Annotated in this window: 30 protein-coding genes and 1 pseudogene; 17 read left to right on the top strand and 14 right to left on the bottom strand. The window is 63.1% G+C overall.

The window, feature by feature from the left end; translation table 11 throughout:
• Positions 1–152: 152 nt before the first annotated feature.
• Positions 153–506, bottom strand: a complete 354-nt coding sequence (locus ACZ9A3_RS23035; protein ID WP_093378104.1) for a gamma-glutamylcyclotransferase family protein — start codon at positions 504–506, stop codon at positions 153–155.
• A 7-nt stretch (positions 507–513) separates the two neighbouring features.
• Positions 514–777: an accessory factor UbiK family protein gene (locus ACZ9A3_RS23030; RefSeq protein WP_010221117.1), complete on the bottom strand. Its 264-nt coding sequence runs from the start codon at positions 775–777 to the stop codon at positions 514–516.
• 329 nt (positions 778–1106) lie between these two features.
• Between ACZ9A3_RS23030 and glnK the strand changes: the two genes are divergently transcribed.
• From glnK to sutA, 3 genes are all read left to right on the top strand, one after another.
• Positions 1107–1445: a P-II family nitrogen regulator gene (gene glnK, locus ACZ9A3_RS23025; protein ID WP_002555808.1), complete on the top strand. Its 339-nt coding sequence runs from the start codon at positions 1107–1109 to the stop codon at positions 1443–1445.
• 41 nt (positions 1446–1486) lie between these two features.
• A complete protein-coding gene (locus ACZ9A3_RS23020) occupies positions 1487–2821 on the top strand; it encodes an ammonium transporter (RefSeq protein WP_045200968.1) in 1335 nt (444 codons plus the stop codon).
• Between the two features lie 464 nt (positions 2822–3285).
• The gene (sutA, locus tag ACZ9A3_RS23015; RefSeq protein WP_045200970.1) at positions 3286–3612 is read left to right on the top strand and encodes a transcriptional regulator SutA; all 327 of its coding nucleotides are present in this window, start codon (positions 3286–3288) and stop codon (positions 3610–3612) included.
• 56 nt (positions 3613–3668) lie between these two features.
• On the opposite strand, the gene ACZ9A3_RS23010 is transcribed toward sutA, so the two are convergent.
• The 6 genes from ACZ9A3_RS23010 to lptM are packed head-to-tail and all read right to left on the bottom strand — an operon-like array spanning position 3669 to position 8240.
• Positions 3669–4364, bottom strand: coding sequence for an HAD family hydrolase (locus ACZ9A3_RS23010; protein ID WP_045200972.1), 696 nt, complete (start codon positions 4362–4364; stop codon positions 3669–3671).
• Positions 4361–5260 (bottom strand): tyrosine recombinase XerC, encoded by a 900-nt coding sequence (gene xerC, locus ACZ9A3_RS23005; protein WP_213602900.1) that lies wholly within the window; start codon positions 5258–5260, stop codon positions 4361–4363. The genes ACZ9A3_RS23010 and xerC overlap by 4 nt, the downstream gene beginning before the upstream one ends.
• Complete coding sequence (locus tag ACZ9A3_RS23000) at positions 5260–5997, bottom strand: DUF484 family protein (protein ID WP_045200976.1); 738 nt, start codon at positions 5995–5997, stop codon at positions 5260–5262. Before ACZ9A3_RS23000 ends, xerC begins: the two co-directional genes overlap by 1 nt.
• Before the next feature lie 13 nt (positions 5998–6010).
• On the bottom strand, positions 6011–6841 hold the full coding sequence (dapF, locus tag ACZ9A3_RS22995; RefSeq protein WP_093378122.1) for a diaminopimelate epimerase: 831 nt from the start codon (positions 6839–6841) through the stop codon (positions 6011–6013).
• A gap of 4 nt (positions 6842–6845) precedes the next feature.
• Positions 6846–8093: a diaminopimelate decarboxylase gene (gene lysA / locus ACZ9A3_RS22990; protein WP_476253155.1), complete on the bottom strand. Its 1248-nt coding sequence runs from the start codon at positions 8091–8093 to the stop codon at positions 6846–6848.
• Positions 8094–8102: 9 nt separating this feature from the next.
• Positions 8103–8240, bottom strand: a complete 138-nt coding sequence (gene lptM, locus ACZ9A3_RS22985; protein WP_045200983.1) for an LPS translocon maturation chaperone LptM — start codon at positions 8238–8240, stop codon at positions 8103–8105.
• Positions 8241–8435: 195 nt separating this feature from the next.
• Here lptM and cyaY point away from each other — a divergent pair, with 195 nt between their 5' ends.
• The 3 genes from cyaY (at position 8436) to rnk (ending at position 9542) form a co-directional block, all read left to right on the top strand.
• Positions 8436–8768 (top strand): iron donor protein CyaY, encoded by a 333-nt coding sequence (cyaY, locus tag ACZ9A3_RS22980; RefSeq protein WP_045200985.1) that lies wholly within the window; start codon positions 8436–8438, stop codon positions 8766–8768.
• On the top strand, positions 8768–8989 hold the full coding sequence (locus ACZ9A3_RS22975) for a DUF1289 domain-containing protein (RefSeq protein ID WP_045200987.1): 222 nt from the start codon (positions 8768–8770) through the stop codon (positions 8987–8989). Before cyaY ends, ACZ9A3_RS22975 begins: the two co-directional genes overlap by 1 nt.
• A gap of 133 nt (positions 8990–9122) precedes the next feature.
• Positions 9123–9542: a nucleoside diphosphate kinase regulator gene (rnk, locus tag ACZ9A3_RS22970; RefSeq protein ID WP_093378130.1), complete on the top strand. Its 420-nt coding sequence runs from the start codon at positions 9123–9125 to the stop codon at positions 9540–9542.
• Positions 9543–9545: 3 nt separating this feature from the next.
• Here rnk and ACZ9A3_RS22965 read toward each other — a convergent pair whose 3' ends face one another.
• The 3 genes from ACZ9A3_RS22965 to ACZ9A3_RS22955 all read right to left on the bottom strand — a co-directional run bounded on the left by ACZ9A3_RS22965 (position 9546) and on the right by ACZ9A3_RS22955 (position 13185).
• Entirely contained in the window at positions 9546–12392 is a 2847-nt protein-coding gene (locus tag ACZ9A3_RS22965) for a class I adenylate cyclase (protein ID WP_476253154.1), read from the bottom strand.
• A gap of 178 nt (positions 12393–12570) precedes the next feature.
• On the bottom strand, positions 12571–12816 hold the full coding sequence (locus ACZ9A3_RS22960; RefSeq protein WP_045200993.1) for a TIGR02647 family protein: 246 nt from the start codon (positions 12814–12816) through the stop codon (positions 12571–12573).
• Positions 12817–12900: 84 nt separating this feature from the next.
• Positions 12901–13185 carry a hypothetical protein gene (locus ACZ9A3_RS22955; RefSeq protein ID WP_476253153.1) on the bottom strand — a complete coding sequence of 95 codons (285 nt, stop codon included), beginning with the start codon at positions 13183–13185 and terminating at the stop codon, positions 12901–12903.
• 146 nt (positions 13186–13331) lie between these two features.
• On the opposite strand from ACZ9A3_RS22955, the gene ACZ9A3_RS22950 reads away from it, so the two are divergent.
• Positions 13332–13994 carry a glutathione S-transferase family protein gene (locus ACZ9A3_RS22950; RefSeq protein ID WP_045200996.1) on the top strand — a complete coding sequence of 221 codons (663 nt, stop codon included), beginning with the start codon at positions 13332–13334 and terminating at the stop codon, positions 13992–13994.
• 119 nt (positions 13995–14113) lie between these two features.
• Positions 14114–14794, top strand: a complete 681-nt coding sequence (locus ACZ9A3_RS22945; protein ID WP_476253152.1) for a glutathione S-transferase family protein — start codon at positions 14114–14116, stop codon at positions 14792–14794.
• A 17-nt stretch (positions 14795–14811) separates the two neighbouring features.
• Here ACZ9A3_RS22945 and argH read toward each other — a convergent pair whose 3' ends face one another.
• On the bottom strand, positions 14812–16206 hold the full coding sequence (argH, locus tag ACZ9A3_RS22940; RefSeq protein WP_476253151.1) for an argininosuccinate lyase: 1395 nt from the start codon (positions 16204–16206) through the stop codon (positions 14812–14814).
• 219 nt (positions 16207–16425) lie between these two features.
• Between argH and ACZ9A3_RS22935 the strand changes: the two are divergent.
• From ACZ9A3_RS22935 to rsd, 8 genes and pseudogenes are all read left to right on the top strand, one after another.
• Positions 16426–16533 (top strand): annotated as a pseudogene (locus tag ACZ9A3_RS22935) (sensor histidine kinase); the annotation flags it as partial.
• The gene (locus ACZ9A3_RS22930) at positions 16530–17276 is read left to right on the top strand and encodes a LytR/AlgR family response regulator transcription factor (RefSeq protein WP_045201002.1); all 747 of its coding nucleotides are present in this window, start codon (positions 16530–16532) and stop codon (positions 17274–17276) included. The pseudogene ACZ9A3_RS22935 and the gene ACZ9A3_RS22930, both read left to right, overlap by 4 nt.
• A 121-nt stretch (positions 17277–17397) precedes the next feature.
• Positions 17398–18339: a hydroxymethylbilane synthase gene (gene hemC / locus ACZ9A3_RS22925; RefSeq protein WP_045201004.1), complete on the top strand. Its 942-nt coding sequence runs from the start codon at positions 17398–17400 to the stop codon at positions 18337–18339.
• Positions 18336–19103 (top strand): uroporphyrinogen-III synthase, encoded by a 768-nt coding sequence (locus ACZ9A3_RS22920; protein WP_045201006.1) that lies wholly within the window; start codon positions 18336–18338, stop codon positions 19101–19103. Before hemC ends, ACZ9A3_RS22920 begins: the two co-directional genes overlap by 4 nt.
• Positions 19104–19149: 46 nt before the next feature.
• A complete protein-coding gene (locus ACZ9A3_RS22915) occupies positions 19150–20241 on the top strand; it encodes a uroporphyrinogen-III C-methyltransferase (protein WP_476253150.1) in 1092 nt (363 codons plus the stop codon).
• Positions 20238–21476 (top strand): heme biosynthesis protein HemY, encoded by a 1239-nt coding sequence (locus tag ACZ9A3_RS22910; protein ID WP_045201010.1) that lies wholly within the window; start codon positions 20238–20240, stop codon positions 21474–21476. The genes ACZ9A3_RS22915 and ACZ9A3_RS22910 overlap by 4 nt, the downstream gene beginning before the upstream one ends.
• Positions 21477–21692: 216 nt before the next feature.
• Positions 21693–22214 carry a disulfide bond formation protein B gene (locus ACZ9A3_RS22905; RefSeq protein WP_045201012.1) on the top strand — a complete coding sequence of 174 codons (522 nt, stop codon included), beginning with the start codon at positions 21693–21695 and terminating at the stop codon, positions 22212–22214.
• Between the two features lie 227 nt (positions 22215–22441).
• Positions 22442–22912, top strand: coding sequence for a sigma D regulator (rsd, locus tag ACZ9A3_RS22900; protein WP_476253149.1), 471 nt, complete (start codon positions 22442–22444; stop codon positions 22910–22912).
• Between the two features lie 15 nt (positions 22913–22927).
• On the opposite strand, the gene ACZ9A3_RS22895 is transcribed toward rsd, so the two are convergent.
• Positions 22928–23593, bottom strand: a complete 666-nt coding sequence (locus ACZ9A3_RS22895) for an FKBP-type peptidyl-prolyl cis-trans isomerase (protein ID WP_045201016.1) — start codon at positions 23591–23593, stop codon at positions 22928–22930.
• 226 nt (positions 23594–23819) lie between these two features.
• Between ACZ9A3_RS22895 and ACZ9A3_RS22890 the strand changes: the two genes are divergently transcribed.
• A complete protein-coding gene (locus tag ACZ9A3_RS22890) occupies positions 23820–24896 on the top strand; it encodes an AlgP family protein (protein WP_476253148.1) in 1077 nt (358 codons plus the stop codon).
• Here the strand turns inward: ACZ9A3_RS22890 and ACZ9A3_RS22885 are convergent.
• A complete protein-coding gene (locus tag ACZ9A3_RS22885; protein WP_045201017.1) occupies positions 24872–25354 on the bottom strand; it encodes a TIGR02444 family protein in 483 nt (160 codons plus the stop codon). The genes ACZ9A3_RS22890 and ACZ9A3_RS22885 overlap by 25 nt on opposite strands.
• Between the last annotated feature and the right edge of the window lie 31 nt (positions 25355–25385).

Raw genomic sequence — 25385 nt, 5'->3', positions numbered from 1 at the left:
TGCGAGCGCTGCGCACTCGATCGCCGGCAAGCCAGCTCCGACAGGTTCAGCACTGTTCTCAGGCTTGTAGGAGCGGGCTTGACCCGCGATGAGGCCAGTACAGCCAGCCACGCCGAGCGTTATGTGCGACGCCTTGACCACTACCGCGTCGCTCAGGCGCGCACGTAAACCCAGGCCGTCAGACCAGAGGCCAGGGTCACCGCAACCCGCTTGTAGTCGGACACTTCATAGGCATCCGCCGCGGCAAGTTCGGCTTCGCTGATCTGCAAGACCATGCCGGGTACGCTGTCGTCGGCATTGCTGCTGGGGGTGACGATCGGGTGGTGGGTCTTGCCGCTGGTGGCCAGGACTTGCGGGTCGGTGATTTCCACCCAGGCCTGGCTGTAACCGAGCATCTGGTCCTCCTGGCCGACCAGTTCACGGCCGAAGTTGGCCAACTGCACAGCTTTGTCCTGCAGGGTGCCATAGGAGAACAACAGCACCGGGTACTCAGTAGAAGGCGTCATCGCAAGCTCACTCGGCAGCAGGCGGGTTCAGGCGTGCTTCCATTTCCGCGACCTTGGCTTCGAGCGCCTCAAGACGGGCGCGGGTGCGGGCCAGGACGACCATCTGGCTGTCGAATTCTTCCCGGCTGACCAGCTCGAGTTTGCTGAAGCCGCTTTGCAGCAGGGCTTTGAACTGGCTTTCGATTTCGCTGCGAGGCTGCGAGGTGTCGCCGCTGAACAGGCGCGAGGCCTGGTCGCTCAGGGCATCAAGAAAGGCTTTGGGCGCGAGCATGTTCGGCTGTCCACAGTATGCAATGGGGCGCCAGTGTAACACGCAGCCTCAGCGCCCCAATGCTGCACGCTTTTCGCGCATGGCGGCGAAACGCCGCGCACCGTTGTTGTGCAGCAAACCCGTGCTGGCGACTGGCCAAGTCGGGTTGTGCAACCTAAGTCCCTGTAATCCGGGGCTTTAACCATTCTGGCAAGGTTTCTGCTATGTCCTTCATGACCCATGCACTGATGCAGTCACCATGACGACGCGTTACAAAGCCAGGCACTGCGCTTAGACTTGAGTCGGGTTTGTTTTCCTGGGGCAAGTCCACCAATTCGGGAGAGAGTTTCATGAAGCTAGTCACTGCCATCATCAAGCCGTTCAAGTTGGACGACGTGCGCGAGTCGCTGTCCGAAATCGGCGTGCAGGGCATTACTGTCACTGAAGTCAAAGGTTTCGGCCGGCAGAAAGGTCACACCGAGCTGTATCGCGGCGCTGAGTATGTGGTCGATTTTCTGCCCAAGGTGAAGATCGACGTCGCCATCGACGACAAGGATCTGGACCGGGTCATCGAGGCGATCACCAAGGCGGCCAACACCGGCAAGATCGGTGACGGCAAGATTTTCGTGGTCAATCTGGAGCAGGCGATTCGCATCCGTACCGGCGAAACCGATACCGACGCGATCTAAAAAAAGCCTCACCAAACCCCAACGCCCCAGGAGATAACAATATGACTCTGCGTCAGTTCGCAGGGCTAGGAGCCCTTTTGTCCCTCGTAATGCCTGGCCTGGCCCTGGCAGAGGAGGCGGCAGCCCCCGTGCTCAACTCCGGCGACACCGCCTGGATGTTGACCGCTACAGCCCTGGTGCTGTTCATGACCATCCCTGGTCTGGCCCTGTTCTACGGCGGCATGGTGCGTTCCAAGAACGTGCTGTCGGTGATGATGCAGTGCTTTGCGATCACCGGCCTGATCAGCGTCCTGTGGGTGGTTTACGGCTACAGCCTGGCCTTCGATACCACCGGTATGGAGCAAGGTGTCGTCAACTTCAATTCCTTCGTTGGCGGTCTGTCCAAGGCGTTCCTCGCCGGCGTGACCCCGGCGAGCCTGACCTCTTCGGCGGCGCTGTTCCCTGAAGCGGTGTTCATCACCTTCCAGATGACCTTCGCGATCATCACCCCGGCGCTGATCGTCGGCGCCTTTGCCGAGCGCATGAAGTTCTCGGCGATGCTGATCTTCATGGCCATCTGGTTCACCCTGGTCTACGCGCCCATCGCCCACATGGTCTGGAGCGGTAACGGCGGCCTGATGTGGGACTGGGGCGTGCTCGACTTCGCGGGCGGCACCGTGGTGCACATCAACGCCGGTATTGCCGGCCTGGTGGCCTGCCTGGTATTGGGCAAGCGCAAGGGCTTCCCGACCACGCCAATGGCGCCGCACAACCTCGGCTATACGCTGATGGGCGCGGCCATGCTGTGGATTGGCTGGTTCGGCTTCAACGCAGGCTCCGCCGCTGCCGCCAACGGCACCGCCGGCATGGCCATGCTGGTGACCCAGATCGCTACCGCCGCAGCGGCCCTGGGCTGGATGTTCGCCGAGTGGCTGACCCACGGTAAGCCAAGCGCACTGGGCATCGCCTCGGGCGTGGTCGCAGGTCTTGTGGCCATCACCCCGGCTGCCGGCACTGTCGGGCCGATGGGCGCCCTGGTAATCGGCCTGGTGGCGGGCGTGATCTGCTACTTCTGCGCCACCAGCCTCAAGCGCAAGCTGGGTTACGACGACTCCCTGGATGCCTTCGGCGTGCACGGCATCGGCGGTATCGTCGGCGCGATCCTCACCGGCGTGTTCGCAGCCCCGGCACTGGGCGGCTTCGGCACCGTCGAAGACATCGGCGCGCAAGTCTGGATTCAGGCCAAGGGCGTCGGCTTTACCGTGATCTACACCGCGATCGTCACCTACGTGATTCTCAAGGTGCTGGATCTGGTCATGGGCCTGCGGGTCAACGAAGAAGAAGAGTCGGTCGGTCTCGACCTGGCGCAACACAACGAGCGCGGCTACAACCTGTAACGTCCTCGAAAAAATCTTGCCCGGCTTGCCGGGCATTTTTTTGTCCGGATTTTGTCACTTCTCTCAGGCGCAAACGGTTTCTTGCCGCGCTTAGATGGCTGCGTGCGACGTGGGCAGAAAACTTACAGCGCTCAGTGAAATTTAGGCACTTTGCTTTTTCTCTGAGCACGCTAGAATGCGCGCCGAAGGGTGCTGACGAGCTGTCCGCAAACTTCCGTACCCTTTGCTAGGCTTGCCAATAAGCGAGTCGATCATGCCAGGGTATGTCGGCGCATTACCGCCGCCCGCTCTTTATTTGTACAGACCTCGCCCGTGACGTGGGGTTTGCCCGGTTCTCGCCATTCGTTGTGGCGCAACCACGGCCCGCAGCCTGCCTGCGGCGCTTGAATTTTTTCTGGCAGCTGTCGATTTTCGACGTTGCTGGTCTATAACTAATCTGCTTTTCGCAAGTCATGAGGTAGAACATGAGCGACGACGATCTGGAAACTGACGACCTCGAAGTAGGCGATGAAGACGAAGGCGATGAAGGCCTCGAAGCGGCAGCCGATGATGTGGCTGACGACAGCGGCGACGACAGCCCGGCTCCCGTAGCCAAAGGCAAGTCGAAGTCGGCGGCAGTCTCGGTAGAAGACATGCCGAGCATGGAAGCCAAGCAGAAGGAGCGTGATGCCCTGGCCAAGGCCATGGAAGAGTTTCTCTCCCGTGGTGGCAAGGTGCAGGAAGTGGAGGCCAATGTGGTCGCCGATCCGCCCAAGAAGCCGGACAACAAGTACGGTAGCCGCCCTATCTGAGTGGCCCCGTCAGCAAGAAAGCCCGCCGTCGCTGCGGGCTTTTTTGTGTCTGCGCTTCAGCGCCAGCTGTTGAGCAGTTCAGGCAACTGCGACAGGCGCTGGATCTCTGCGTCAGGGCGGTTCTCGGCTTCCCAGGCCTTGCCCTGGGGGTTGAACCAGATCGCCCGCAGGCCGGCGCGCTGGGCCCCGGCAATGTCATCGCCGGGGTGATCGCCAATGTGCACCGCCGCAGTCGCCTCGACTTCGCCCTGGCGCAGGGCTTCGAGGAAGGGTTGCGGGTCGGGTTTGCCGATGCCTAGGTCTTCGGCGCACAGGGCAAATTTGAAGTAATCGGCCAGGCCCAGGCGGCGCACATCGGCGTTGCCATTGGTGACCACGCCCAGGGTGTAGTGGTGACGGAGGATCTCCAGCACCGGCTGCACCTCAGGGAAGATATCGATCTGGTGGCGGGCGTGGAGGAACACTTCAAAGCCTTCGTTGGCCAGCTCACGGGCCTTGTTCTCGCTGTAGCCGACCTCTTCCAGGGCATGGAACAGTACGCGCCGGCGCAGGGCGCTGATGCGGTGCTTGAGCCCGGGTTCTGCCTGCACCAGGCGCTCGCGAATGGCATACAGGTGCTCGACCGGAACCGCGCCCAGGGTTGGCGCATTGGCTGCCAGCCAGTCGCGCAGGGTGGTCTCGGCGCTGACGATCACTGGTGCGGTGTCCCACAGGGTGTCGTCGAGGTCGAAGGTGATCAGCTTGATGCTCATGAGTCACTGCCCTTACTGCGTTTGGCCCGGGGGTGGGCGCTGTCATACACGGCGGCCAGGTGCTGGAAGTCCAGGTGAGTGTAGATCTGCGTGGTGGCGATGTCGGCGTGGCCGAGCATCTCTTGCACGGCGCGCAGGTCCTGGGACGATTCCAGCAAGTGGCTGGCGAAGGAGTGTCGCAACATGTGCGGGTGCAGGTTCTGGCCCAGTTCGCGGGCGCCAGCGGCTTGCACCCGCAGTTGAATGGCCCGTGGGCCCAGGCGCCGGCCCTGCTGGCTGACGAACACCGCGCCGTCCTGCGGGCCGCTGCCGGCGCGCAGCACCAGCCATTGCTCCAGCGCCTCGCGGGCCTTGCGCCCGACTGGCAGCACGCGGGTCTTGCTGCCCTTGCCATGGACTTGCACCAGGCCACCGGGCAGGTCGAGCTGCTCCAGGTTGAGGCTGGTCAACTCCGACAGGCGCAGGCCGGAGGAGTAGAACAGCTCGAGCATGGCCTGGTCGCGGCGGGCGAGAAATTCATCTTCGACCGCGCCTTCCAGCAGTTGCAGGGCACGGTCGGTGTCGAGGGTCTTGGGCAGGCGCCGTTCGCCCTTGGGCGCTGACAGGCCGTTGGCCGGATCGTGGCTGCAGTGGCCTTCACGGTTGAGGTAACGGTAGAAACCGCGCACCGCTGAGAGCAGGCGGGCAAGGCTGCGCGAGGACTGGCCCTGGTGATGCTGGCGGGCGATCAGTTGGCGCAGGTGCTGGATCTGCAGGGCGTTCCAGCTGTCGATGCCGCTCTTGGTGCAGAACGCCAGGACGCTTTCGAGGTCGCGTCGGTAGGCCAGCTGGGTGTGTTCGGACACCTGGCGCTCGTTGCGCAAGTGCGCGCAGAAGGCCTCCAGCTGGCGTTCCACTAGCGCACCGGACGCAGGGTCTGGGTATGGCGCGGGACGACCCGGCCGAGCACTTCGGCGATGTAGCTGAGGAACAGGGTACCGACCGTGCTCTTGTAATGCTGCGGGTCGCGACTACCGATTGCCAGTACGCCGTGCAGGCCCTGGTGGTTGAGGGTGGCGACGGCGCTGGAGCCGACTTCCTTGCGCTGCTCTTCGCCGAACAGGAAGTCCAGCTCATGATCGCGCAAGTTGCCGCTGACCGTCTTGCCGGCGCACAACAGGCCGCCAATGGCTTGCTGGGCGTCGCCGCTGTTGACCCAGCGGCCGACCGGCGCGGCAGTTTCGCCGAACAGAATCAGGCTGACGAAGGGCACCTTGAACTCCTGGCGCAGGCTGTCTTCGACAGCCATCACCACGCTTTCGAGGCTGTCAGCATCGAGCAGGTCGAGGATCAGCCGGCGGGTCTTGTCGAACAGCCGGTCGTTGTCGCGGGCCACGTCCATCAGTTGCGACAGGCGGTGACGCATCTCGATATTGCGGTCGCGCAGCAGCTTGAGCTGGCGCTCGACCAGCGACACGCTATCGCCACGCTGATGGGGAATGTGCAGCTCGCTGAGCAGTTCGTCGTGCTCGGCGAAGAACGTCGGGTTGTCGCGCAGGTAGGCAACCACGGCCTCAGCCCCGAGGGTGGGCGTCGAGCCCTCGGCGCTAAGGTCGGTGGGCTGTTCGGCGGGAGCCTGGGGCTGATCGGTCATGGCTGGTACTCACTCATAGACGAACCTGTCCTTCAAACACGCGTACGGCGGGGCCGGTCATCAACACCGGCTTGCCCGGGCCTGCCCATTCGATGGACAGGCGCCCACCCGGCAGGTCGATCAACAGCGGTGAATCCATCCAGCCCTGGCTGATCGCCGCCACGGCAGCGGCGCAGGCACCGGTACCGCAGGCCTGGGTTTCGCCCGCGCCGCGTTCCCACACCCGCAGTTGCGCGCGGTGACGGTCGATGACCTGGATGAAACCGACATTGACCCGCTGCGGGAAGCGCGGGTGATGTTCGATCTGCGCGCCCAGCTCGTGCACTGGCGCGGCGTTGATGTCGTCGACGCGCAGCACGGCATGGGGGTTGCCCATCGACACGGCGAAGAGTTCGACGTTGCGCCCGGCAACCTCGAGCGGATAGCTCAGGGCCTGGGCCGGCGCGTCGAACGGGATCTCGGCCGGCACCAGCCGCGGCGGGCCCATGTCGACGCTGATCTGCCCGTCGTTGCGCACGTCCAGCTCGATGATGCCGCCTTTGGTTTCAACGCGGATGCGTTTTTTCGCAGTCAGGCGCTTGTCCAGCACGAAGCGCGCAAAGCAGCGCGCACCGTTGCCGCACTGTTCGACCTCGGAGCCGTCGGCGTTGAAGATTCGGTAGCGGAAATCCACTTCCGGATTGCTCGGCGCCTCGACGATCAGCAACTGGTCGAAACCGATGCCGGTGTGGCGGTCGCCCCATTGCTTGGCGTGCTTGGGTAAAATGTGCGCATGCTGGCTGACCAGGTCGAGGACCATGAAGTCGTTGCCCAGCCCATGCATCTTGGTAAAACGCAGCAGCATGGGTTTACTCCGGCAGCAGGCTTTCGCCGGCGAACAACTCGGCCACGGTTTCGCGACGACGCACTTCGAAGGCCTGGTCACCATCGACCAGCACTTCGGCACAACGACCACGGGTGTTGTAGTTCGAGCTCATGACAAAACCATAGGCGCCCGCCGAGTGCACCGCCAGCAGGTCGCCTTCGGCCAGGTTCAGCTCGCGCTCCTTGGCGAGGAAGTCGCCGGTTTCGCAGATCGGCCCGACGATGTCGTAAACACGGCCTTCGCCGGCACGCGGCTGCACCGCCGTGACGTTCATCCAGGCCTGGTACAGGGCTGGGCGGATCAGGTCGTTCATCGCCGCATCGACGATGGCGAAATCCTTGTGCTCGGTGTGCTTGAGGTACTCGACCTGGGTCAGCAGCACGCCAGCGTTGGCGACGATATAGCGGCCCGGCTCGAACACCAGGGCCAGGTCGCGGTCGCCGACGCGCTCGCGGATGGCCTTGATGTAGTCGCCGGCCAGCGGCGGCTCTTCGTCGCGATAACGCACACCGACGCCGCCACCCAGGTCCAGGTGACGCAGGAGGATGCCGCAGTCGCCGAGGCGGTCGATCAACGCCAGCAGGCGGTCGAGGGCATCGAGGAAGGGTTCCAGGGTGGTCAGCTGCGAGCCGATATGGCAGTCGACGCCGACCACTTCCAGGTTCGGCAGTTGCGCGGCGCGGATGTACACCTCTTCGGCATCGGCGATGGCGATACCGAACTTGTTTTCTTTCAGGCCCGTGGAGATGTACGGGTGGGTACCGGCATCGACGTCCGGGTTGACCCGCAGCGAAACCGGCGCGCGTACGCCCATTTCGGCGGCCACTACCTGCAGGCGCTCGAGCTCGTCGGTGGATTCGACGTTGAAGCAGTGCACGCCGACTTCCAGGGCGCGGCGCATGTCTTCGCGGGTTTTGCCGACGCCGGAGAACACCACGCGATTGGCACGCCCGCCCGCGGCCAGTACACGCTCCAGCTCACCGCCGGAAACGATGTCGAAACCTGCGCCCAGGCGGGCCAGCAGGTTCAGCACAGCGAGGTTGGAGTTGGCCTTGACGGCGAAGCACACCAGGTGCGAAACACCCTCCAGAGCATCGGCGTAGCTACGGTACTGGGCCTCGATGTGGGCGCGCGAGTAGACGTAGGTCGGCGTGCCGAAACGTTCGGCGATGGCCGACAGGGCCACGCCTTCCGCGAACAGCTGACCGTCGCGGTAGTTGAAAGCGTCCATGGGTTACCCTTACTGGTGCTTGTGCGATTGCGACTTTTTACCGTCTTTGCTGTCGTCTGGCAGGTACAGCGGGCCCTTCTGGCCGCAGGCGGAAACGAGGCAGGCAACCGCGACGAGCGCCGCGAGGGTGGAGATCAGGCGCTTCATGGCGTAATCCTTTGTAATAAGCAGTATTGCGCCCGAGTATACCGAGCGCCCGGCCCCTTGCCTATGCGGGCAACCCGCCGTCGGGCGGGGTGGTGGCTGCGCTGCCTGGCGCAGGTCGGTATCCTTTGCATTCGGCGCGCCGCGCTCGTATCTTGCCCGGCTTGCGTGTGTGCAGACATTTTTGAGGTTCTTGCAATGAGTTTGACCGAAGCGCGTTTTCACGACCTGGTCGACGCGACCCAACAGGCGCTGGAAGACCTGTTCGACGAGACTGACCTGGATCTGGACATGGAGAACTCGGCAGGGGTCCTGACCATCAAGTTCGACAACGGCAGCCAGCTGATCTTCAGTCGCCAGGAACCGCTGCGCCAGCTGTGGCTGGCCGACAAGTCCGGTGGTTTCCACTTCGACTACGACGAGCAGAACGGCAAGTGGACCTGTGAAAAGACCGAGGAGCTGCTGGGCGAGATGCTGGAGCGCATCGTCTGGGAGCGGGCGGGTGAAAAGCTCGATTTCGACGACATCTGATGAGCAGCGCAGCCAAGCCGGCCAAGCCGCTCTACAGTAACGTCAGCCCGGCAGTACCGTCGCCGTGCATCAGCACCTGCCGGCTGGATGAACACAAGGTCTGCATCGGTTGCTATCGCCATGTCGAGGACATTCGCCAGTGGCGCGCGGCCGATGACGAGCAGCGCCGGCAGATCTGCCGCGAGGCGCTGGCGCGTCGACAGCTGGCCGGGTTGGCATAGACCCTGCGGGTATTGTGTATTTACTTGGCTGTGGTAGTGTCGAACCTGTTTCGGCTGTGCCGAATTCCTGCAAACCCCGCCCTTGGGCGGGGTTTTGCTTTATATCGCCCAAAAAAAGGAGTCTGACCGGATCATGAGCACCCACCCTTCCATTATCGTCACCCGCTTGGACGTGCAGCGTCTCGAGCGTCTGATCGACAGCCTCGATGAGAAGACGCAGGACTCGCCGGGTGTGCTCGCCTTGCAGGACGAGCTCGACCGCGCCGAACAGGTCGGTCACGAGGAAGTTCCGGCCGGTGTCGTGACCATGAACTCCCGGGTTCATTGCCGCGAAGAAGCCAGCGGCAAGGACTACCACCTGACCCTGGTCTACCCGAAAGACGCCAACGCCGACGAAGGCAAGATCTCTATCCTCGCGCCGATCGGCAGCGCGCTGCTGGGCTTGTCGGTAGGCGAGCAGATCGACTGGCCGGCCCCGGGCGGCAAGACCCTCAAGCTCAAGCTGCTTGAAGTCGAATACCAGCCAGAAGCGGCAGGTGACTTCGACCTCTGAGCCTCAAGCCTGCGCCAGGGCCTCGTTGAGCGCCCGCTCCAGTTCGCCCTTGTAGCGCAGGTAGAGAATGCTCGAGCCCAGGCCATCGGCCAGCAGGCCCGACAAGTCCAGGTCGGTGATGTAGCAGCGGTAGCGCTCAGCCTCGCGGCGCTGCTCGATGATCTCGCGGGCGACCACCGCATACAGCTGGTCGCCATGCTCGAGCTGGGAAAACTCCCGCTGATTGCAGTACAGCGTGACTTGCACGTCGTCGCTGGCGCCTGCCTGCAAAATCGCCTGCACTTCGTAGTAGGGCCGGTCGATGGCCTTGACCTCGACCTGGCGCGCTTCTACCTGGCGAACCTTGCCAGTGCCTGATGGCAACAATTGGTAATAAAGAATATCCAGTGAGCCCTGGGCCTGCAGGCTGTCCAGCGGCAGGCGCGCATCGCGGCGAAACACGATCGATTGCAAGAAGCGCTGCAGCGGCAACAACAGGCTGTTTTCATCGTGAAACGGCAAGCGCTGCTGCCACAGGGCATTGTGCTCATCGAGTACGTAGACATCCGCCCAGGTGTCCTGCAGCCGATAGAACAGCTGGATGCACTGCGGCTGGCCCAGCGGCAGCAGTTGCGCCAGGTCGAGCTCCTGCAGGGCATTGGCGTCCAGGTGCAGGGGGCTGTAGTCGCTGCGTTCTTCACCGAGGTAGCGCAGCACCGCGTCCGGATCGTCGAGGGTCACCAGGTTTACCGCGCCGCGTTGCAGTTCCAGTACATGGGTGTGCTGCTCGACTTGCAACAGGTAGCGCTGGTTGAGGTTCTGCGCCAGCAGCGCCTGAGTGCTGGCGAACACTTCCTCGACCCGCAGGGCGATGGCCTGGGCGCGGTTGTGGCAGAAGCAGCGGACCCGCAGCCTGGGCGTGTGGCCGGCGCCCAGGCTGTTGAGGTAATCACGCAGGCAACGCAGCAGGGCATGTTCGCCGTCGTAGCGGTGCACCTGCACTTCGTTCCAGCTGTTGAGGGTGACCTGGTCGAGGGTCAGCACCAGGTTTTCGCGCACCCCGGCGTAGCTCAGCGAGTCGGTGCGCTCGGTGGTCATCAGGATGTTCAGGTCGCGGTGGTGCTGCAGCGGGTCGATGCCGACATTGACCAGCAGCAGGATCTCGTCCACCACGCTCGGTTGCAGCAGGCGCTGTTCGCTGACCACCGCCAGGGGCAGGGCGACGCTCTGTTGCAGGCTGCCGAGCAGGTTGAACAGCTCATACTCGCTCAGGTCGCTGCTGCCCGGGTGCAGGGCCAGGCGCGTGCTGCTGTCGATCACACCGTTGCGGTGCGCCCAGGTCAGCAGTTCGAGCAGTTCGCGGCAGCGTTTGATCGGCGCGAAGTGCTCCCACTCGTGCACGCCGAGGTTGCCGTTGTACAGGCCCCAGTGGGTCTGCCCGGGCTCTTTGCGGTTGGGTGACTGCACCAGGGTCAGGGTGTCTTCGGCGAGGTCCGGGGCGATGCCCGGGTTGATGAACTCAACCTTGCCGGCGCGCCGTTCAAAGGCGGCGTACAGGCGCCGGCCGAGCACGCTGAGATCGCGCTGGTCGATGCGGCTGGTGGCGTTCTGGCTGCGGGCAAACTGGCAGAGGAAGCGGTAGCTGTAGTTCAGCTCGGCTACCAGCTCCCGGCGCTCGACCGCCACCTGGCGGACTTTCCATTGGCTGCGGCTGTCGAGCAGCGCCAGCTGGCGTTGATCCCAGCTCCATTCCTGGCTCAGGCGCTGCAGCAGGTCGCGCTGCCAGCTGGCACTGCGCTGGCGGGCCAGGCCGCTGAGCTTCTTGTTGACCTTCAGGTACAGGCTGCGCCGCACCAGTTCCAGCCGTTCGCGTTCGCCGCGGCCTTGCAGGTACTGCTCGATACGCCGGTAGACCATCATGTAGGGGTCGAGCTGGTCGAGGTCGAGGCGATTGCTGAACACCGCCTGCTTGAACTGCAGGCTCAGGCACTGCACCTGCGGGTGTTCACTGGCGTAGACCTCGGTAAGCAGCAGCTTGAGCACCGACTTGTAGGGCGATTCAATGCCCTTGAACAGTTGCCAGAGCCCGGCGCCGACGAATTCGCCCGGGGGGATGTGCGCCAGGTGGCCGAGGTCGAGGTGGTCTTCGGCACGCACGAAACGCTTGGACAGTAGGGTCTCGATGTATTGCCGGTAGCGTGGCTCTTCATAGACCGGCACCAGCCACCACAAGGGTGTGCGCCCGGCCAGCCAGATGGCGGTGCGGTAGAACTCGTCGAGCAGCAGGTAATGCTGGGTGGTGCCGCAGTCATCGGAGCTGAGCTGGCCGTCGCGTTCGCCCTGGACGAAGCCTTGCGGCTCGATCAAGAACAGGTGGGCTTCGGCGCCCTGGCTGGCGGCCCAGATTTCCAGCAGCAGGCATTTCTTGCGCAACTCCGCCAGTTCGCTTTCGCTCAGGTCGGCGGCGTGACAGACCCAGACGTCCATGTCGCTCTGCTCGGCCTGGGCCAGGGTGCCCAGGCTGCCCATCAGGAACAGCCCGTGAATCGGCTGGGGCGGGTTGCCGCGCCGGGCCTTGTACGAAAATGAGCGGGTCAGGCGCTGGGCTTCGGCCAGCAGTTGCGCATCAGGCTCGAAGTTGGCGACCCCCGCGGGCGTCGTGCCTGAGACATAACCGGGCAACAGTGGGTGATTGACGTGAAAAAACAGCGGCAGCAGGGTCAAGACCTGCTGCTGGCGGCTCGACAGCCCGTCCATGGCCCGCCCCAGGCGCCCCTGGTTGAGCTTCAGGAAGCGTTGGCGCAGCTGGCTGAGCACCTTGCGGTCAATGCCCTGGTCGAGGTCGGGGCGAATTTCGTGGGGGTGGTTCATGGCGAGCTGAAACCGGCCGTCTAGGGAGCAATGGCGAGTTTAAGTGGTATTTGGAATTTGACGCCATTTTATTAGCGCTTGACGCATCGCGGGGCAAGTCGGGGCGCCGCACCGCCTCACCCACCAGGCCGGCAGGAGCGGCGGTGCTGCGTTCCGACTTGCCCCGCGATTGCAGTTATCAGGCAGGTTCGACGACGTTCAGAATGTTCAGCAACACCTGCACGTTCTCGGCAGCATCGTGACCAAGGCTGGTCAGATAACCGCCATCGGGCTGGTCGGTGAGCTTTTTCTCGTACAGGCGACGCGCAGCGGCGATCACCTCCTTGGAGGCAGTGTTATGGACCTTGATGCCTTCCTGGCTGCTATCCAGGTTGAACAAGGCAAGGACTTCCAGCTCGGCAATCAGTTCGGGGGTAAACGACATAAAGACTCCGACTTCCAGACAAGGAGGGCAGCACCGTCGCCGGTGCCTGGTTTTGCAGTGTAGTCAGGGAAATCCTGCTTTGCTTCAGACCTTTTCCGGTGGCAGCTCGGGCAGGGCGCGCAAGGCGGTTTCATACCATTGGGTGTTGAACGCGCGGTCCTCTTCGAGCATCGCGTCAATCTCGTAGGCCAGCACGTGGGCCATGAGGTTGAGGATGTCTTCACGCTCGTAACCTACCAGGGTCAGCTTGTTGAACGTGGCCTTGGCCGCTGGCGGGTTATCGCTTTCGATCTGGTTCTCGATCGCTTCGATCAGGGTCGACTCGGCGAACGCTTCTTCGTCGTTGTCGATATCGGTTGGTTCGCTCATGGGCGCTTTCCTCTTTTGGGGAACCCAGTTTGCCACGGGCCCGGCAGCAATGCCTTGTTATCGACAATCTTCATGATGCTGGTCAGTACCCGGCACTTGGGTCTATAACAACCCGGCCAACCCCTTTTCGGCCTGGAGGCTGTTTCATGCTCAAGCTTCATGGATTCGCGGTCAGCAACTACTACAACATGGTCAAACTGGCGCTGCTGGAAAAGGGCGTACCGTTTGAGGAAGTGCTGTTTTTCGGCGGCCAGAGCCCCGAAGCGCTGAAAATCAGCCCGCGCGGCAAAGTACCGGCGCTGCAGAGCGAAGACGGTTTTCTCAGTGAAACCAGCCTGATCCTCGACTACATCGAGCAGACCCAGCCAGGCAAGGCATTGCTGCCGGAGGGGGTATTTGCCCAGGCCAAGGTTCACGAGCTGGCCAAGGAAATCGAGCTGTACATCGAGCTGCCCGCACGTGCCTGCTACCCCGAAGCGTTTTTCGGCGCCCAGGTCGATGAAGCCATCAAGGCCAAGGCCAAGACCGAACTGCTGGCCGGTATCGCTACCCTCAAGCGTAACGGCAAGTTCAGCCCTTATGTGGCCGGCGACAGCCTGACCATCGCCGACTTGCTGTTCTGCTTCAGCGTCGACCTGGCCTATGCCGTGGGCAAGAAGGTTTTTGCCATCGATGTGCTGGAAGACTTCCCACAGGCCAAGGCGCTGCTGGAGCAGTTCAAGAACAACCCGAACGTACAGAAGATCGTCGCCGACAAGGAAGCGCAGATGCCGGCTTTCCTCGAGATGGTGCGCTCGGGCAAGCGCTGATTGGAGCACTATTGAGGCAAAAGCAGAAAGCTCCTACGTGTCTATAGGAAGCATACGGCAGCTTTCTGGCTTGATTCGTTCCAAAAATGCAGAGACTTCACGCGGCTAGGAGGCCGGAAATGTTCCGACTGCACGGATTCTCTGCAAGCAACTACTACAACATGGTCAAGCTCGCCCTGCTGGAAAAACGCCTGCCGTTCGAGGAGGTGCCCCTGCATGGTTGCCAGAACCCGCAAGTGCTGGCGATCAGCCCGCGCGGCAAGGTGCCGGTGCTGGAGGTGGCGCAGGGCTTTATCAGCGAAACCGACGCCATCCTCGATTACCTCGAAGAGGCCTGCCCTGAGGTGGCGCTGTTGCCGGCCGATCCTTTCCAGCGCGCCCAGGTGCGCGCGCTGGCCAAGGAAATCGAGCTGTACATCGAGCTGCCCGCCCGCTACTGCTATGTCGAAGTGTTCTTTGCCGGCAGGGCGACCCCGGAGGCCTTGAAGGCCAAGGCCCGGCGTGATCTGGACAAGGGCTTTGCCGCCCTGGCCCAGCGCGGTCGATTCGCCCCGTATGTGGCAGGCGAGTGCCTTACCCTGGCGGACCTGTACTTTCTCTATAGCGTCGACCTGGCCTGCCAGGTTGGCCAGCGTCTGTTCGGCATTGATTACCTGCAGCCATTGCCGGGCGCCCGGGCACTGTTCGAGCGACTGGGGGAAAATCCGAATGTGCACAAGGTCGCAGCTGACAGGAAAGCCAAAACGCCGGCTTTCCTTCAGCGCTTGCGTGCGGCTACCCAGGCAGAACTGGCTGGGTAGCAAGACGCAGGAAGGGCTTAGCGCGCGGCGAGCAGCGCCTTGCCGCGGGCTACGGCGGCGCGTACTTGCGCAGGCGCAGTCCCGCCGATGTGGTCACGGGCGTTGACCGAGCCTTCGAGGGTCAGTACGGCGAACACGTCCTGCTCGATCTGGTCGCTGAACTGGCGCAGTTCCTCCAGGCTCATCTCGGCCAGGTCCTTGCCGGTATCGACGCCGTACTTCACCGCGTGGCCAACGATTTCGTGGCAATCACGGAACGGCAGGCCGCGGCGCACCAGGTAGTCGGCCAGGTCGGTGGCGGTGCTGAAGCCGCGCAGGGCCGCTTCGCGCATGATGGCGTGGCGAGGCTTGATCGCCGGGATCATGTCGGCAAAGGCACGCAGCGAGTCGCGCAGGGTGTCGGCGGCGTCGAACAGCGGCTCTTTGTCTTCCTGGTTGTCCTTGTTGTAGGCCAGCGGCTGGCCTTTCATCAGGGTCAGCAGGCCGGTGAGGGCGCCGAACACACGGCCGGTCTTGCCGCGCACCAGCTCCGGGACGTCCGGGTTCTTCTTTTGCGGCATGATCGAGCTGCCGGTGCAGAAGCGATCGGGCAGGTCGATGAACTGGAACTGCGCGCTGGTCCACAGCACCAGCTCTTCGGAGAAGCGCGACAGGTGCATCATCGCCACGCTGGCGGCGGCGCAGAACTCGATGGCGAAGTCGCGATCGGAAACGCCGTCCAGCGAGTTGCCGCCCACAGCTTCGAAGCCCAGCAGCTGGCAGGTCAGTTCGCGATCGATCGGGTAGGTGGTGCCGGCCAGCGCGGCGCTGCCCAGGGGCATGCGGTTGGTGCGCTTGCGACAATCAATCAGGCGTTCGTAGTCGCGGCTGAGCATTTCGAACCAGGCCAGCAGGTGGTGGCCGAAAGTCACCGGCTGCGCGGTTTGCAGGTGGGTAAAGCCGGGCATGATGGTCTCGGCTTCGCGCTCGGCCTGCTCCAGCAGGCCCTGCTGCAGGCGGGTGATCTCGGCCAGGATCAGGTCGATTTCGTCACGCAGCCACAGGCGGATGTCGGTGGCGACCTGGTCGTTGCGGCTACGGCCGGTGTGCAGCTTCTTGCCGGTGATGCCGATGCGGTCGGTCAGGCGCGCTTCGATGTTCATGTGCACGTCTTCAAGGTCGACGCGCCAGTCGAAGTTGCCGGCCTCGATTTCGCCCTGGATGGTTTTCAGGCCATCGATGATGGTGTCGCGCTCGGCGTCGGTGAGGACGCCGACCTTCGCCAGCATGGTGGCGTGGGCGATCGAACCCATGATGTCGTGGCGGTACAGGCGCTGGTCGAAATTGACGGAGGCGGTGAAACGGGCGACGAAGGCGTCGACGGGCTCACTGAAGCGGCCGCCCCAGGACTGATTGGTCTTGTCGGTGCTCATGGATTCACTCTTGAAGGCGTGAACGGAAAAAGTGGCGTCGATCATAGCAGGATTGGCGGGGCTGCCGGAGTGCGGCGGTCGGGGCAAATGCGGGTTTATGTCGCAGCACAGGCCCGCGACAGCGCGCTTGCAACAGGATATTTATCGATTGAACGGCAGTGTTGCGGCAACCGTCTACAGTTGGACAGAGGCGCGGCATGTTTCCTGCCGGGCCAGTGAATCTTTAGCCATCGTGCGAGTCTGAGCGTGGATCGCCGTGACGGTCGTCACCTCACCTGTCTACGCTATCCTTGTGCGAGACTCACGCAGGAATCCAGCGCTATATGAATGTCCTGATCGTTGATGACGAACCCCAAGCCCGGGAACGCCTGAGCCGACTGCTCGGCGAACTGGAGGGCTATACCGTGCTGGAGCCCAGCGCCACCAATGGCGAAGAGGCCCTGGCCCTGATCGACAGCCTCAAGCCTGAGGTGGTCCTGCTCGACATTCGCATGCCGGGCCTGGATGGCCTGCAGGTCGCTGCCCGGCTGTGCGAACGCGAAGCACCGCCTGCGGTGGTGTTTTGCACCGGTGACGATGAGTTCACCGTCGAGTCGTTCAAGGACAGCACCCTGGGCTTCGTGCTCAAGCCGGTGCAGCCCGACAGCCTGCGCGACGCCTTGAAAAAGGCCGAACGGCCCAACCGCGTGCAACTGGCGGCCCTGACCCGCCCGGCCGCCGAGAGCGGCAGCGGCCCGCGCAGCCATATCAGCGCGCGCACCCGCAAGGGTATCGAGCTGATTCCGCTCGACCAGGTGATCTACTTCATTGCCGACCACAAATACGTGACCTTGCGCCACGAGGCCGGCGAAGTGCTGCTCGACGAGCCGCTCAAGGCTCTGGAAGACGAGTTTGGTGAACGCTTTGTGCGCATTCACCGCAATGCGCTGGTCGCCCGCAACCGCATCGAACGTCTGCAACGCACGCCGCTTGGGCATTTTCAGCTATTCCTCAAGGGCCTGAACGGTGATGCCCTGATCGTCAGCCGCCGGCATGTGGCTGGTGTACGTAAAATGATGCAACAGCTTTAAGGGCGGGGACCAGGGAGCGGTCGACGGCCAGGGATGGTCGGCTCCTACCATGATTTAGATCTGCTAGCGGTCTGGACTGAGCTGTTATCATCGGGCGAATCTATCTCGTACGGATCGTTCCATGTCCACTCGCGAAATCCGCATTGCCACCCGCAAAAGTGCCTTGGCCCTGTGGCAGGCCGAATATGTCAAAGCCCGTCTGGAACAGGCCCACGCCGGCCTGGTCGTGACCCTGGTGCCGATGGTCAGCCGTGGCGACAAACTGCTCGACTCGCCGCTGTCGAAAATCGGCGGCAAGGGCCTGTTCGTCAAAGAGCTGGAAACCGCGCTGCTGGAAAACCAGGCCGACATCGCCGTGCACTCGATGAAAGACGTGCCGATGGACTTCCCCGAAGGCCTGGGCCTGTTCTGCATCTGCGAGCGCGAAGACCCGCGCGATGCCTTTGTTTCCAACACCTTCGACAGCCTTGAGGCGTTGCCGGCCGGCAGTATCGTCGGTACCTCAAGCCTGCGCCGCCAGGCGCAGTTGCTGACCCGCCGCCCGGACCTCGAGATCCGCTTCTTGCGCGGCAACGTCAACACTCGTCTGGCCAAGCTCGATGCCGGCGAGTATGACGCCATCATCCTCGCCGCCGCCGGCCTGATCCGCCTGGGCTTCGAAGACCGTATCACCTCCAGCATCAGCGTCGACGACAGCCTGCCCGCAGGCGGCCAGGGCGCAGTGGGCATCGAGTGCCGCAGTGCCGACAGCGAAATCCATGCGCTGCTGGCGCCGCTGCATCACGCCGACACCGCCGACCGGGTGACTGCCGAGCGCGCCCTTAACAAACACCTCAATGGTGGCTGCCAGGTGCCGATTGCCTGCTACGCGGTGCTCGAAGGCGAGCAGCTGTGGCTGCGCGGCCTGGTTGGCGAACCGGCTGGCGGCAAGCTGCTCACGGCTCAGGCCCGTGCGCCGCGCGAGGAGGCCGAAGCGCTCGGTATCAAGGTCGCTGAAGACCTGCTGGCCCAAGGTGCTGAAGACATCCTCAAGGCGGTCTACGGCGAGGCCGGGCACCCGTGAGCGCCTGGCGCCTGCTGCTGACCCGGCCGGCCGAAGAGTGCAGCGCGCTGGCCCGCACGCTTGCTGAGCAGGGCGTGTTCAGCAGTAGCCTGCCGTTGCTGGAAACCGAGCCGCTGGCGCTGACGCCGGCGCAGCTTGGCCAGGTGCAGGCGCTCGACCAGTACAGCGCGATCATCGTCGTCAGCAAGCCGGCGGCGCGCCTGGCGCTTGAGCAACTGAACGCGCACTGGCCGCAGCTGCCCGCGCAAGCCTGGTTCACCGTTGGCGCTGCCACCGCACAGATCCTCGACGACCACGGTCTGAATGTCAGCTACCCGGCACAAGGTGATGACAGCGAAGCGCTGCTGCAACTGCCGGCGTTGACCGCGGCGATCAAGCGCCCGCAATCCCGGGTGCTGATCATCCGTGGCGAAGGCGGGCGCGAGCTGCTCGCCGAGCGTCTGGCGGCACTTGGCGCGCGGGTCGATTACCTTGAGTTGTATCGCCGCTACCTGCCGCATTACCCTGAGGCCACCCTGGTCCGGTGTATCGCCGGGGAACGCCTGAACGGCCTGGTGGTCAGCAGTGGGCAGGGTTTTCAACACTTGCGCCAACTGGCCGGTGAACACTGGCCGCAGTTGGCGCAATTGCCGTTGTTCGTGCCCAGCCCACGGGTGGCGGAACTTGCCCGCGCCAGTGGCGCACAGAATGTAGTGGATTGCCGTGGTGCCAGCGCCGCGGCTTTGCTGGCAACATTGCAGGAAACTCCTGCACCAGCCCCCTAAGGCGCTAAGCTGATTGGCGACGTGCCACAAAGCAAAGGATGGATACGTGAGCGAAACTGTCTTGCCCAACGATGAACTGAAGGCCCCAGAGGCTCCTGCGCAAACCCCCGTGGAACCTGCCAAACGCTCCGGCAACGGCCTGGCAGTCCTGGCCTTGCTGCTGGGCGCGGCAGGTGTCGCCGTTGGCGGATGGGGCGTATGGCAGGTTCGCCAGCTCCAGGGTAGCGAGCAGGGCCAGGTGCAGAGCCTGCAGGCCCTGAGCGAGCAAGCCCTGGCCCTGCAACAACGTGAACAGCAGATGTCTGCGCAGCTGGCCGGCTTGCCGCCCGCATCCGAGCTTGAAGATCGCCGGCGCCTGGTGGCGCAGTTGCAAGGCGATCAGCAACGCTTGAACCAGCGTCTGGAAACCATCCTCGGCGCCAGCCGCAAGGACTGGCGCCTGGCCGAGGCCGAGCACCTGCTGCGCCTGGCCAGCCTGCGCCTGTCTGCCTTGCAGGACATCGCCAGTGCGCGCGAGCTGGTCAAGGGCGCCGATGAAATCCTTCGTGAGCAGAGCGACCCCGGCTCGTTTGCCGCCCGTGAGCAACTGGCCAAGAGCCTGGCGACCCTCAACAGCGTCCAGCAGCCCGACCGCACCGGCCTCTTCCTCAAGCTGGCGGCCCAGCGCGAGCAGGTGTTGCAGCTCAGTGCGCAATCGCCGGAATTCACCAGCAATGCCGATGCGCTGGGTGCCTTGACCGCCGACGGCGATGGCGCCAGCCGCTGGTCGCAGTGGTGGGCAGAGCTGTCGAAGTACTTCCAGATCGATTTCGATGCTGACGACAATATTCGTCCGTTACTATCCGGGCAGTCACTCAACCAGCTGCGCCTGGCTCTGAGCCTGACCATCGAACAAGCCCAGTGGGCGGCGCTCAACGGCGAGGCCAAGGTTTATACCCAGGCCCTGGACGACGCCCGCAGCGTACTGCTGGCCAACTTCAACCCGGACAACCCGCAGAGCCAGGCGATGCTTGCCGCCCTCAACGAACTGGCCGAGCAGCCGGTCACCGTGCTGGTGCCGGACCTGGCCGACAGCATCAGTGCCGTGCAGGCCTACCTTGAGCGCCGGCATCAGCCAGTCGAGGGGGCCAAGCCATGAAGCGCGTCTACCTGCTGGCGGTGGTGGCCATTGCCGTGGCAGCCGCGCTCGGCATCGCGATCGCCAAGCACAGCGGTTATGTGCTGATTTCCTACGGCAGCTTTCGCTATCAATCGGGCCTGTGGGCAGCGCTCGCAGCCTTGGCCGGGATCATCCTGGCGCTGTTGCTGGTGCGCTACCTGGTGGGCCTGGTGCTGACCTCCGGCGGGGTGGTCAACCCCTGGTCGCGGCGTAACCGCAGTCGTCGTACCCAGCTGGCGATCGAGCAGGGCCAACTGGATCTCGCCGAGGGTCGCTGGGCCAGTGCCCAGCGCCACCTGCACCGCGCTGCCGAAGCCGAGCGTCAACCGCTGCTGTACTACCTCGGCGCTGCGCGTGCCGCCAACGAGCTGGGCCGCAGCGAAGACAGCGACAACCTCCTGGAGCGGGCGCTGGAGCGCCAGCCCGAAGCGGAACTGGCCATTGCCCTGAGTCATGCCCAGTTGCAGATGGACCGCGGCGACAGCGACGCTGCCCTGGTAACCCTGCAGGCCATGCAGGAGCGTCATCCGCATAACGTTCAGGTGCTGCGCCTGTTGCAACGCCTGTATCGCGAGCGTGGCGACTGGTCGGCACTGATCCGCCTGCTGCCCGACCTGCGCAAGGATAAAGTGCTGCCGGCAGCGGAGCTGGCCGAGCTTGAGCGTCGCGCCTGGGGCGAGAACCTCAACCTGGCGGCCAGCCGCGAAGGCGATGAGCAAACCGCCCGGCAATCCCTTGAGCGCGCCTGGCAGCAGCTCACTGCTGCGCAGCGCCAGGAGCCTCAGCTGGTGCTGGCCTATGCCGAGCAACTGCGCCAGCTGGGCGCCGAAAGCGAAGCCGAGCAAGCCCTGCGCGCCGCCCTCAAGCGCCAGTACGAAAGTCACCTGGCGCGCTTGTACGGGCTGGTGCGCGGCAGTGACCTGGCGCGCCAACTGCAAACTGCCGAAGGCTGGCTCAAGGACCATCCCGACGACCCCAGCCTGCTGCTGACCCTGGGCCGTTTGAGCCTGCAGAACCGCCTGTGGGGCAAGGCACGGGATTACCTGGAAAGCAGCCTGCGCGTGCAGCGCAATCCTGAAGCCTGTGCAGAACTTGCGCGCTTGCTCGCTGGCCTGGGCGATACCGAGCGCAGCAACCAGCTGTTCCAGGAAGGCCTGGGCATGCTTGATCAGCGTCTGCTGGCATTGCCGCTGCCAGAGGCCGTGCGAGCTTGAGCTACCCATGGGCGCGCGAAAAAACGCGTGCCCATGGGCTCGAACAAATCTCCTGCTTTAGCCGGTAATTTTTCCTTCAGATGCCCAGCTATCTTTCTTGCTTAGTTCGGGATACTTCCCTTGTCGTTCAGGGACTTGTCCCGGCTGTCTTGCCTTGATACAAGCCGCGCCTTTCCTCTACCGTTGTCGCCTGTCCATCGCGCTCCTGGATTCGCCATGTCGTTGGCCCGCTTGCGTTCACTGTTCTTCCCGGCGTTGCTGGCATCGGTACTGGTCCAGGCTGCCGCCTATTACCTGGAATTCGGCATGGGCCTGGTGCCTTGCCCGCTGTGCTACAGCCAACGTTTGTTTTTGGGCGCCTTTGCTCTGGTTTGCCTGTGCGCGGTAGTGCATTCCCCAGGGCGTCTGGGCACCCGCATCTATGCCGCGCTGGCGTTGTTCTTCGCCACCGGCGGGGCACTGTTGGCCGCCCGGCATGTCTGGCTGCAAGGCAATCCGGCGCTCTCGAGCATCGAATGCGAACCGGCTTTTGACTATGTCCTCGAAAGCATGCCAATGCTTCAGGTCGTCAAGGCAATGATCATCGGCAGCCCGGATTGCGTGCCAATCACCTGGAGTTTCCTCGACCTGACCATCCCTGAGTGGAGCCTTTTGTCGTTCGTCTTGCTGGCAACCCTGCCGACCTGTCGCCTGCTCGGGCGCACCCGGCCACTGTTCAGTCGCTCGGTAAAAAACTGAGGCGAAGTTTTTCACTGTGCAAGCGACCGGCGGCAAAGGATGGGCGGATTAAACACTTGTATGAACTTTGTCGCGTGCGTACCTTGAAGGCTAGGGCGCACGGGAATAATCTCCCTGCACGCATACCGAAAACACAGCTGCTCGATGCCGCTCTGCTGACTTCACCTTTGCTCTGCACATTTGCGGCGCGGGGGCAGGGGGCATTACCCAGAAGGGAAGAGATCGCCATGCTAGATAGTTGTCAGAATGCTCAGGAACGCTGGGGTGGGGTCCATAAACTCATTGACCGCTGGTTGGATGAGCGTGCAGAGCTGGTGACGGCTTTCCGCGAGCTGCGTGATGCCAAACCGGCCTTTGCCGACAAGGACATGAGCCGGGACTTCTGTGCGGTACTGGTCGACTACGTGTCAGCCTGGCATTTCGAAGTGAGCGAGCAACTGGTCAGCGAAGCCAAGGCGTTTGGCGATACTCGCGGGCTCGAGCTGGCCAAGCAGATCAGCCCGCGCATTGATGCAATTACCGAAATCGCGTCGGCGTTCAACGATCATTGCGACAAGGGCGACTGCAATGACTCTGAGCGCTTCGCGAAAAAGCTTCGCGAGCTGGGCAGTTTGCTGCACGAACGTTTCGAACTCGAAGACTGCCTGATCGAAGTGCTGCACACCGCGCACAGCGAAGAAGGCGCAGTCCAGGCTTGAGGGTGCTGCCGACCTTCAGTCGGCAACCCCGAGCAACTCGATCTCGAACACCAGCGGCGTATAGGGCGCAATCAGGTCGCCCGCGCCTTCGGCTCCGTAGGCCTGCGCCGAAGGAATCACCAGTCGCCATTTCGATCCGCTCGCCATCTGTGGCAATGCCACTTGCCAGCCCTCGATCACACTGTCCAGATTGAACCACTGCGGCTGCTGGTTCTGATCGAACACCGTGCCATCCGGCAACTTGCCAACATAGCGAACCTGGACTTTGCCGCCGGCTTTTGGCTTGCTGCCAGTACCGGCCTGCAACTCGCTCACGAGTATCCCTTCAGCCAGTTCACGCACTCCGGCCCGGGCCCGTTCAGTGGCCAGGAATCGTTTTTCCGCGCTCAGCAATTGTTCGCTTTGTGCTTGAACTGCAGCTTGGTTGGCCTGGGCATCATGTTCGCTGAGTATTGCCGCCATGCGTTCTTGGCTCAGGGCCAATGGCTTGTTCTGATAAGCCTGGCGCAAGCCATCGATCAAGGCATCGAGTTGCAGGCCGGGAACTTCCGTGCGCAGGCGCTCGCCCAGGCTGGCACCCAGGCTGTAAGCCAGGTCATGGTCGCTGGCGGGTTTAGTATCAGGCGCTGCAATTAACGCTGTTGGCAACAGCAACAGGGTAAGGACTAGATAACGCGGCACAGGCTCGCTCCTGCTTCAGAGGAAATAAAGTATGCCAGCCTTCGCTCGTCACTTCGTGTAAATATCAGCAACACTTTGTGCAGCATCTACACTTGTTTCCAGCTGCAGCGATAACAACTTTGCCCAGGCATGCAACGCGGCGCATTTAATACTGTCAACATGCCCTAGCGGCGGTAGCAGCAGAAGCATAGTATGAGCCGCAATCTCGTCAGCCAGGAGGTAAACCATGTCGGCCAATAAGAAGCCAGTAAGTACGCCGTTGCACCTGCTCCAGCAACTCTCGGGCAGCCTGCTCGATCATTTGGAAAATGCCTGCTCGCAAGCGCTGGCTGATGCTGAAAAACTACTCGCCAAGTTGGAAAAACAACGTGGCAAGGCCCAGGAAAAACTGCACAAGTCGCGGCTGAAACTGCAGGACGCTGCCAAGGCTGGCAAAGCCAAGGCGCAGAAAAAAGCCAAGGACGGGGTGAGTGAACTGGAAGGTTTGCTCGACTCGCTGAAAGACCGCCAAACGCAAACCCGCACCTACATCCTGCAGCTCAAGCGTGACGCTCAGGAAAGCCTGAAACTGGCCCAGGGCGTTGGCAAGGTCAAGGAAGCTGCCGCCAAGGCATTGAGCGTGCGTTCGGCCAAACCTGCTGTTGCAGCAGCCAAGCCCGCAGCAAAACCTGCCGCCAAAGCACCGGCCAAACCTGCGGCTAAAACCGCAGCAGCCAAACCCGCAGCCAAGCCAGCGGCTAAACCTGTGGCCAAAGCGCCAGCCAAGCCAGCGGCTAAAACCGCAGCGGCTAAACCTGCCGCCAAGCCAGCGGCCAAACCAGCAGCGGCGAAAGCACCTGCCAAGCCTGCAGCAAAAACTGCAGCAGCCAAGCCTGCCGCCGCTAAAGCCCCGGCTAAACCTGCGGCAAAAACCGCAGCTGCCAAGCCAGCAGCCAAACCTGCGGCTAAAGCGCCAGCCAAGCCAGCGGCTAAAACCGCAGCGGCCAAGCCTGCCGCCAAGCCAGCGGCCAAACCAGCAGCGGCGAAAGCACCTGCCAAGCCTGCAGCCAAGCCAGCAGCGGCAAAACCTGCAGCCAAGCCGGCCGCTAAACCTGCCGCAGCTAAAGCGCCGGCCAAACCCGTTGCCAAACCGGCAGCCGCTAAACCTGCAGCCAGGCCAGCCGCTGCCAAGCCAGCTCAGCCTGTAGCTGCCAAGCCTGCTACTCCAGCAGCGCCTGCAGCACCCGCTGCTTCTGCACCGGCAACCACAGCGCCAGCAGCTTCGGTAGCATCGACCACTCAGACCCCGTCTTCGGCGTCCTGAGTCGTCAGCATCACGGCGCGCAGCCTTTGCAGCGCGTCGTGATGCGCACCGGCGCCTTCGGGTGCCAGCCAGCCTATCCAGTCCACTTCGGCTTCGGGCGTTGCTGCCCAGTCTTTGCAGGCCGTCTCCAGGCGCTCCAGCAGGATGCGTTCTGCCGCTAACTCCAGGCCTTTTACCTGCTCGCGCAATACCGCCAGTTGCGCATCCTTGGCTGCTTCGTCACGCCAGGATTGGCGCAGTGCGCGCAACGGTTTCACCACCTCGGTTTGCCAAGCCTCGGCGAGTTCCTTGAGTTGTTTAACCCGTTGTTCGTTCGCTGCGATACCGCGTGCGCCGAGCCACACGCCGCACAGCAGCAGGCAGACGTCGCCACCCCGGGCCTGCCATTGCAGGCAGGCGGCTTCTACGCCCGGTCGAGCGTAGAGCTTCAGGGCAAAATTCCACAGGTCGGTGTGCATGGTCCCACTCGCGCCAGTTGCCGACGAAGCT

Source organism: Pseudomonas sp. TE4620, assembly GCF_056279045.1.
Note: the sequence above shows the minus strand (reverse complement) of the source record. Positions and strands in the feature narration are given on the sequence as shown.

Bases quoted from the DNA above. Each gene is read 5' to 3' on its own strand.
- rsd (WP_476253149.1), top strand. From the start codon at position 22,442: ATGCTAGATAGTTGTCAGAATGCTCAGGAACGCTGGGGTGGGGTCCAT.
- ACZ9A3_RS22975 (WP_045200987.1), top strand. From the start codon at position 8,768: ATGAGCAGCGCAGCCAAGCCGGCCAAGCCGCTCTACAGTAACGTCAGC.
- rnk (WP_093378130.1), top strand. From the start codon at position 9,123: ATGAGCACCCACCCTTCCATTATCGTCACCCGCTTGGACGTGCAGCGT.
- lysA (WP_476253155.1), bottom strand. From the start codon at position 8,093: ATGGACGCTTTCAACTACCGCGACGGTCAGCTGTTCGCGGAAGGCGTG.
- ACZ9A3_RS22930 (WP_045201002.1), top strand. From the start codon at position 16,530: ATGAATGTCCTGATCGTTGATGACGAACCCCAAGCCCGGGAACGCCTG.
- ACZ9A3_RS22965 (WP_476253154.1), bottom strand. From the start codon at position 12,392: ATGAACCACCCCCACGAAATTCGCCCCGACCTCGACCAGGGCATTGAC.
- ACZ9A3_RS22960 (WP_045200993.1), bottom strand. From the start codon at position 12,816: ATGTCGTTTACCCCCGAACTGATTGCCGAGCTGGAAGTCCTTGCCTTG.
- ACZ9A3_RS23020 (WP_045200968.1), top strand. From the start codon at position 1,487: ATGACTCTGCGTCAGTTCGCAGGGCTAGGAGCCCTTTTGTCCCTCGTA.
- dapF (WP_093378122.1), bottom strand. From the start codon at position 6,841: ATGCTGCTGCGTTTTACCAAGATGCATGGGCTGGGCAACGACTTCATG.
- ACZ9A3_RS22910 (WP_045201010.1), top strand. From the start codon at position 20,238: ATGAAGCGCGTCTACCTGCTGGCGGTGGTGGCCATTGCCGTGGCAGCC.
- ACZ9A3_RS23030 (WP_010221117.1), bottom strand. From the start codon at position 777: ATGCTCGCGCCCAAAGCCTTTCTTGATGCCCTGAGCGACCAGGCCTCG.
- glnK (WP_002555808.1), top strand. From the start codon at position 1,107: ATGAAGCTAGTCACTGCCATCATCAAGCCGTTCAAGTTGGACGACGTG.
- lptM (WP_045200983.1), bottom strand. From the start codon at position 8,240: ATGAAGCGCCTGATCTCCACCCTCGCGGCGCTCGTCGCGGTTGCCTGC.
- ACZ9A3_RS22890 (WP_476253148.1), top strand. From the start codon at position 23,820: ATGTCGGCCAATAAGAAGCCAGTAAGTACGCCGTTGCACCTGCTCCAG.
- ACZ9A3_RS22955 (WP_476253153.1), bottom strand. From the start codon at position 13,185: ATGAGCGAACCAACCGATATCGACAACGACGAAGAAGCGTTCGCCGAG.
- ACZ9A3_RS22945 (WP_476253152.1), top strand. From the start codon at position 14,114: ATGTTCCGACTGCACGGATTCTCTGCAAGCAACTACTACAACATGGTC.
- sutA (WP_045200970.1), top strand. From the start codon at position 3,286: ATGAGCGACGACGATCTGGAAACTGACGACCTCGAAGTAGGCGATGAA.
- ACZ9A3_RS23010 (WP_045200972.1), bottom strand. From the start codon at position 4,364: ATGAGCATCAAGCTGATCACCTTCGACCTCGACGACACCCTGTGGGAC.
- cyaY (WP_045200985.1), top strand. From the start codon at position 8,436: ATGAGTTTGACCGAAGCGCGTTTTCACGACCTGGTCGACGCGACCCAA.
- hemC (WP_045201004.1), top strand. From the start codon at position 17,398: ATGTCCACTCGCGAAATCCGCATTGCCACCCGCAAAAGTGCCTTGGCC.
- argH (WP_476253151.1), bottom strand. From the start codon at position 16,206: ATGAGCACCGACAAGACCAATCAGTCCTGGGGCGGCCGCTTCAGTGAG.
- ACZ9A3_RS23000 (WP_045200976.1), bottom strand. From the start codon at position 5,997: ATGACCGATCAGCCCCAGGCTCCCGCCGAACAGCCCACCGACCTTAGC.
- ACZ9A3_RS23035 (WP_093378104.1), bottom strand. From the start codon at position 506: ATGACGCCTTCTACTGAGTACCCGGTGCTGTTGTTCTCCTATGGCACC.
- ACZ9A3_RS22885 (WP_045201017.1), bottom strand. From the start codon at position 25,354: ATGCACACCGACCTGTGGAATTTTGCCCTGAAGCTCTACGCTCGACCG.
- ACZ9A3_RS22905 (WP_045201012.1), top strand. From the start codon at position 21,693: ATGTCGTTGGCCCGCTTGCGTTCACTGTTCTTCCCGGCGTTGCTGGCA.
- ACZ9A3_RS22950 (WP_045200996.1), top strand. From the start codon at position 13,332: ATGCTCAAGCTTCATGGATTCGCGGTCAGCAACTACTACAACATGGTC.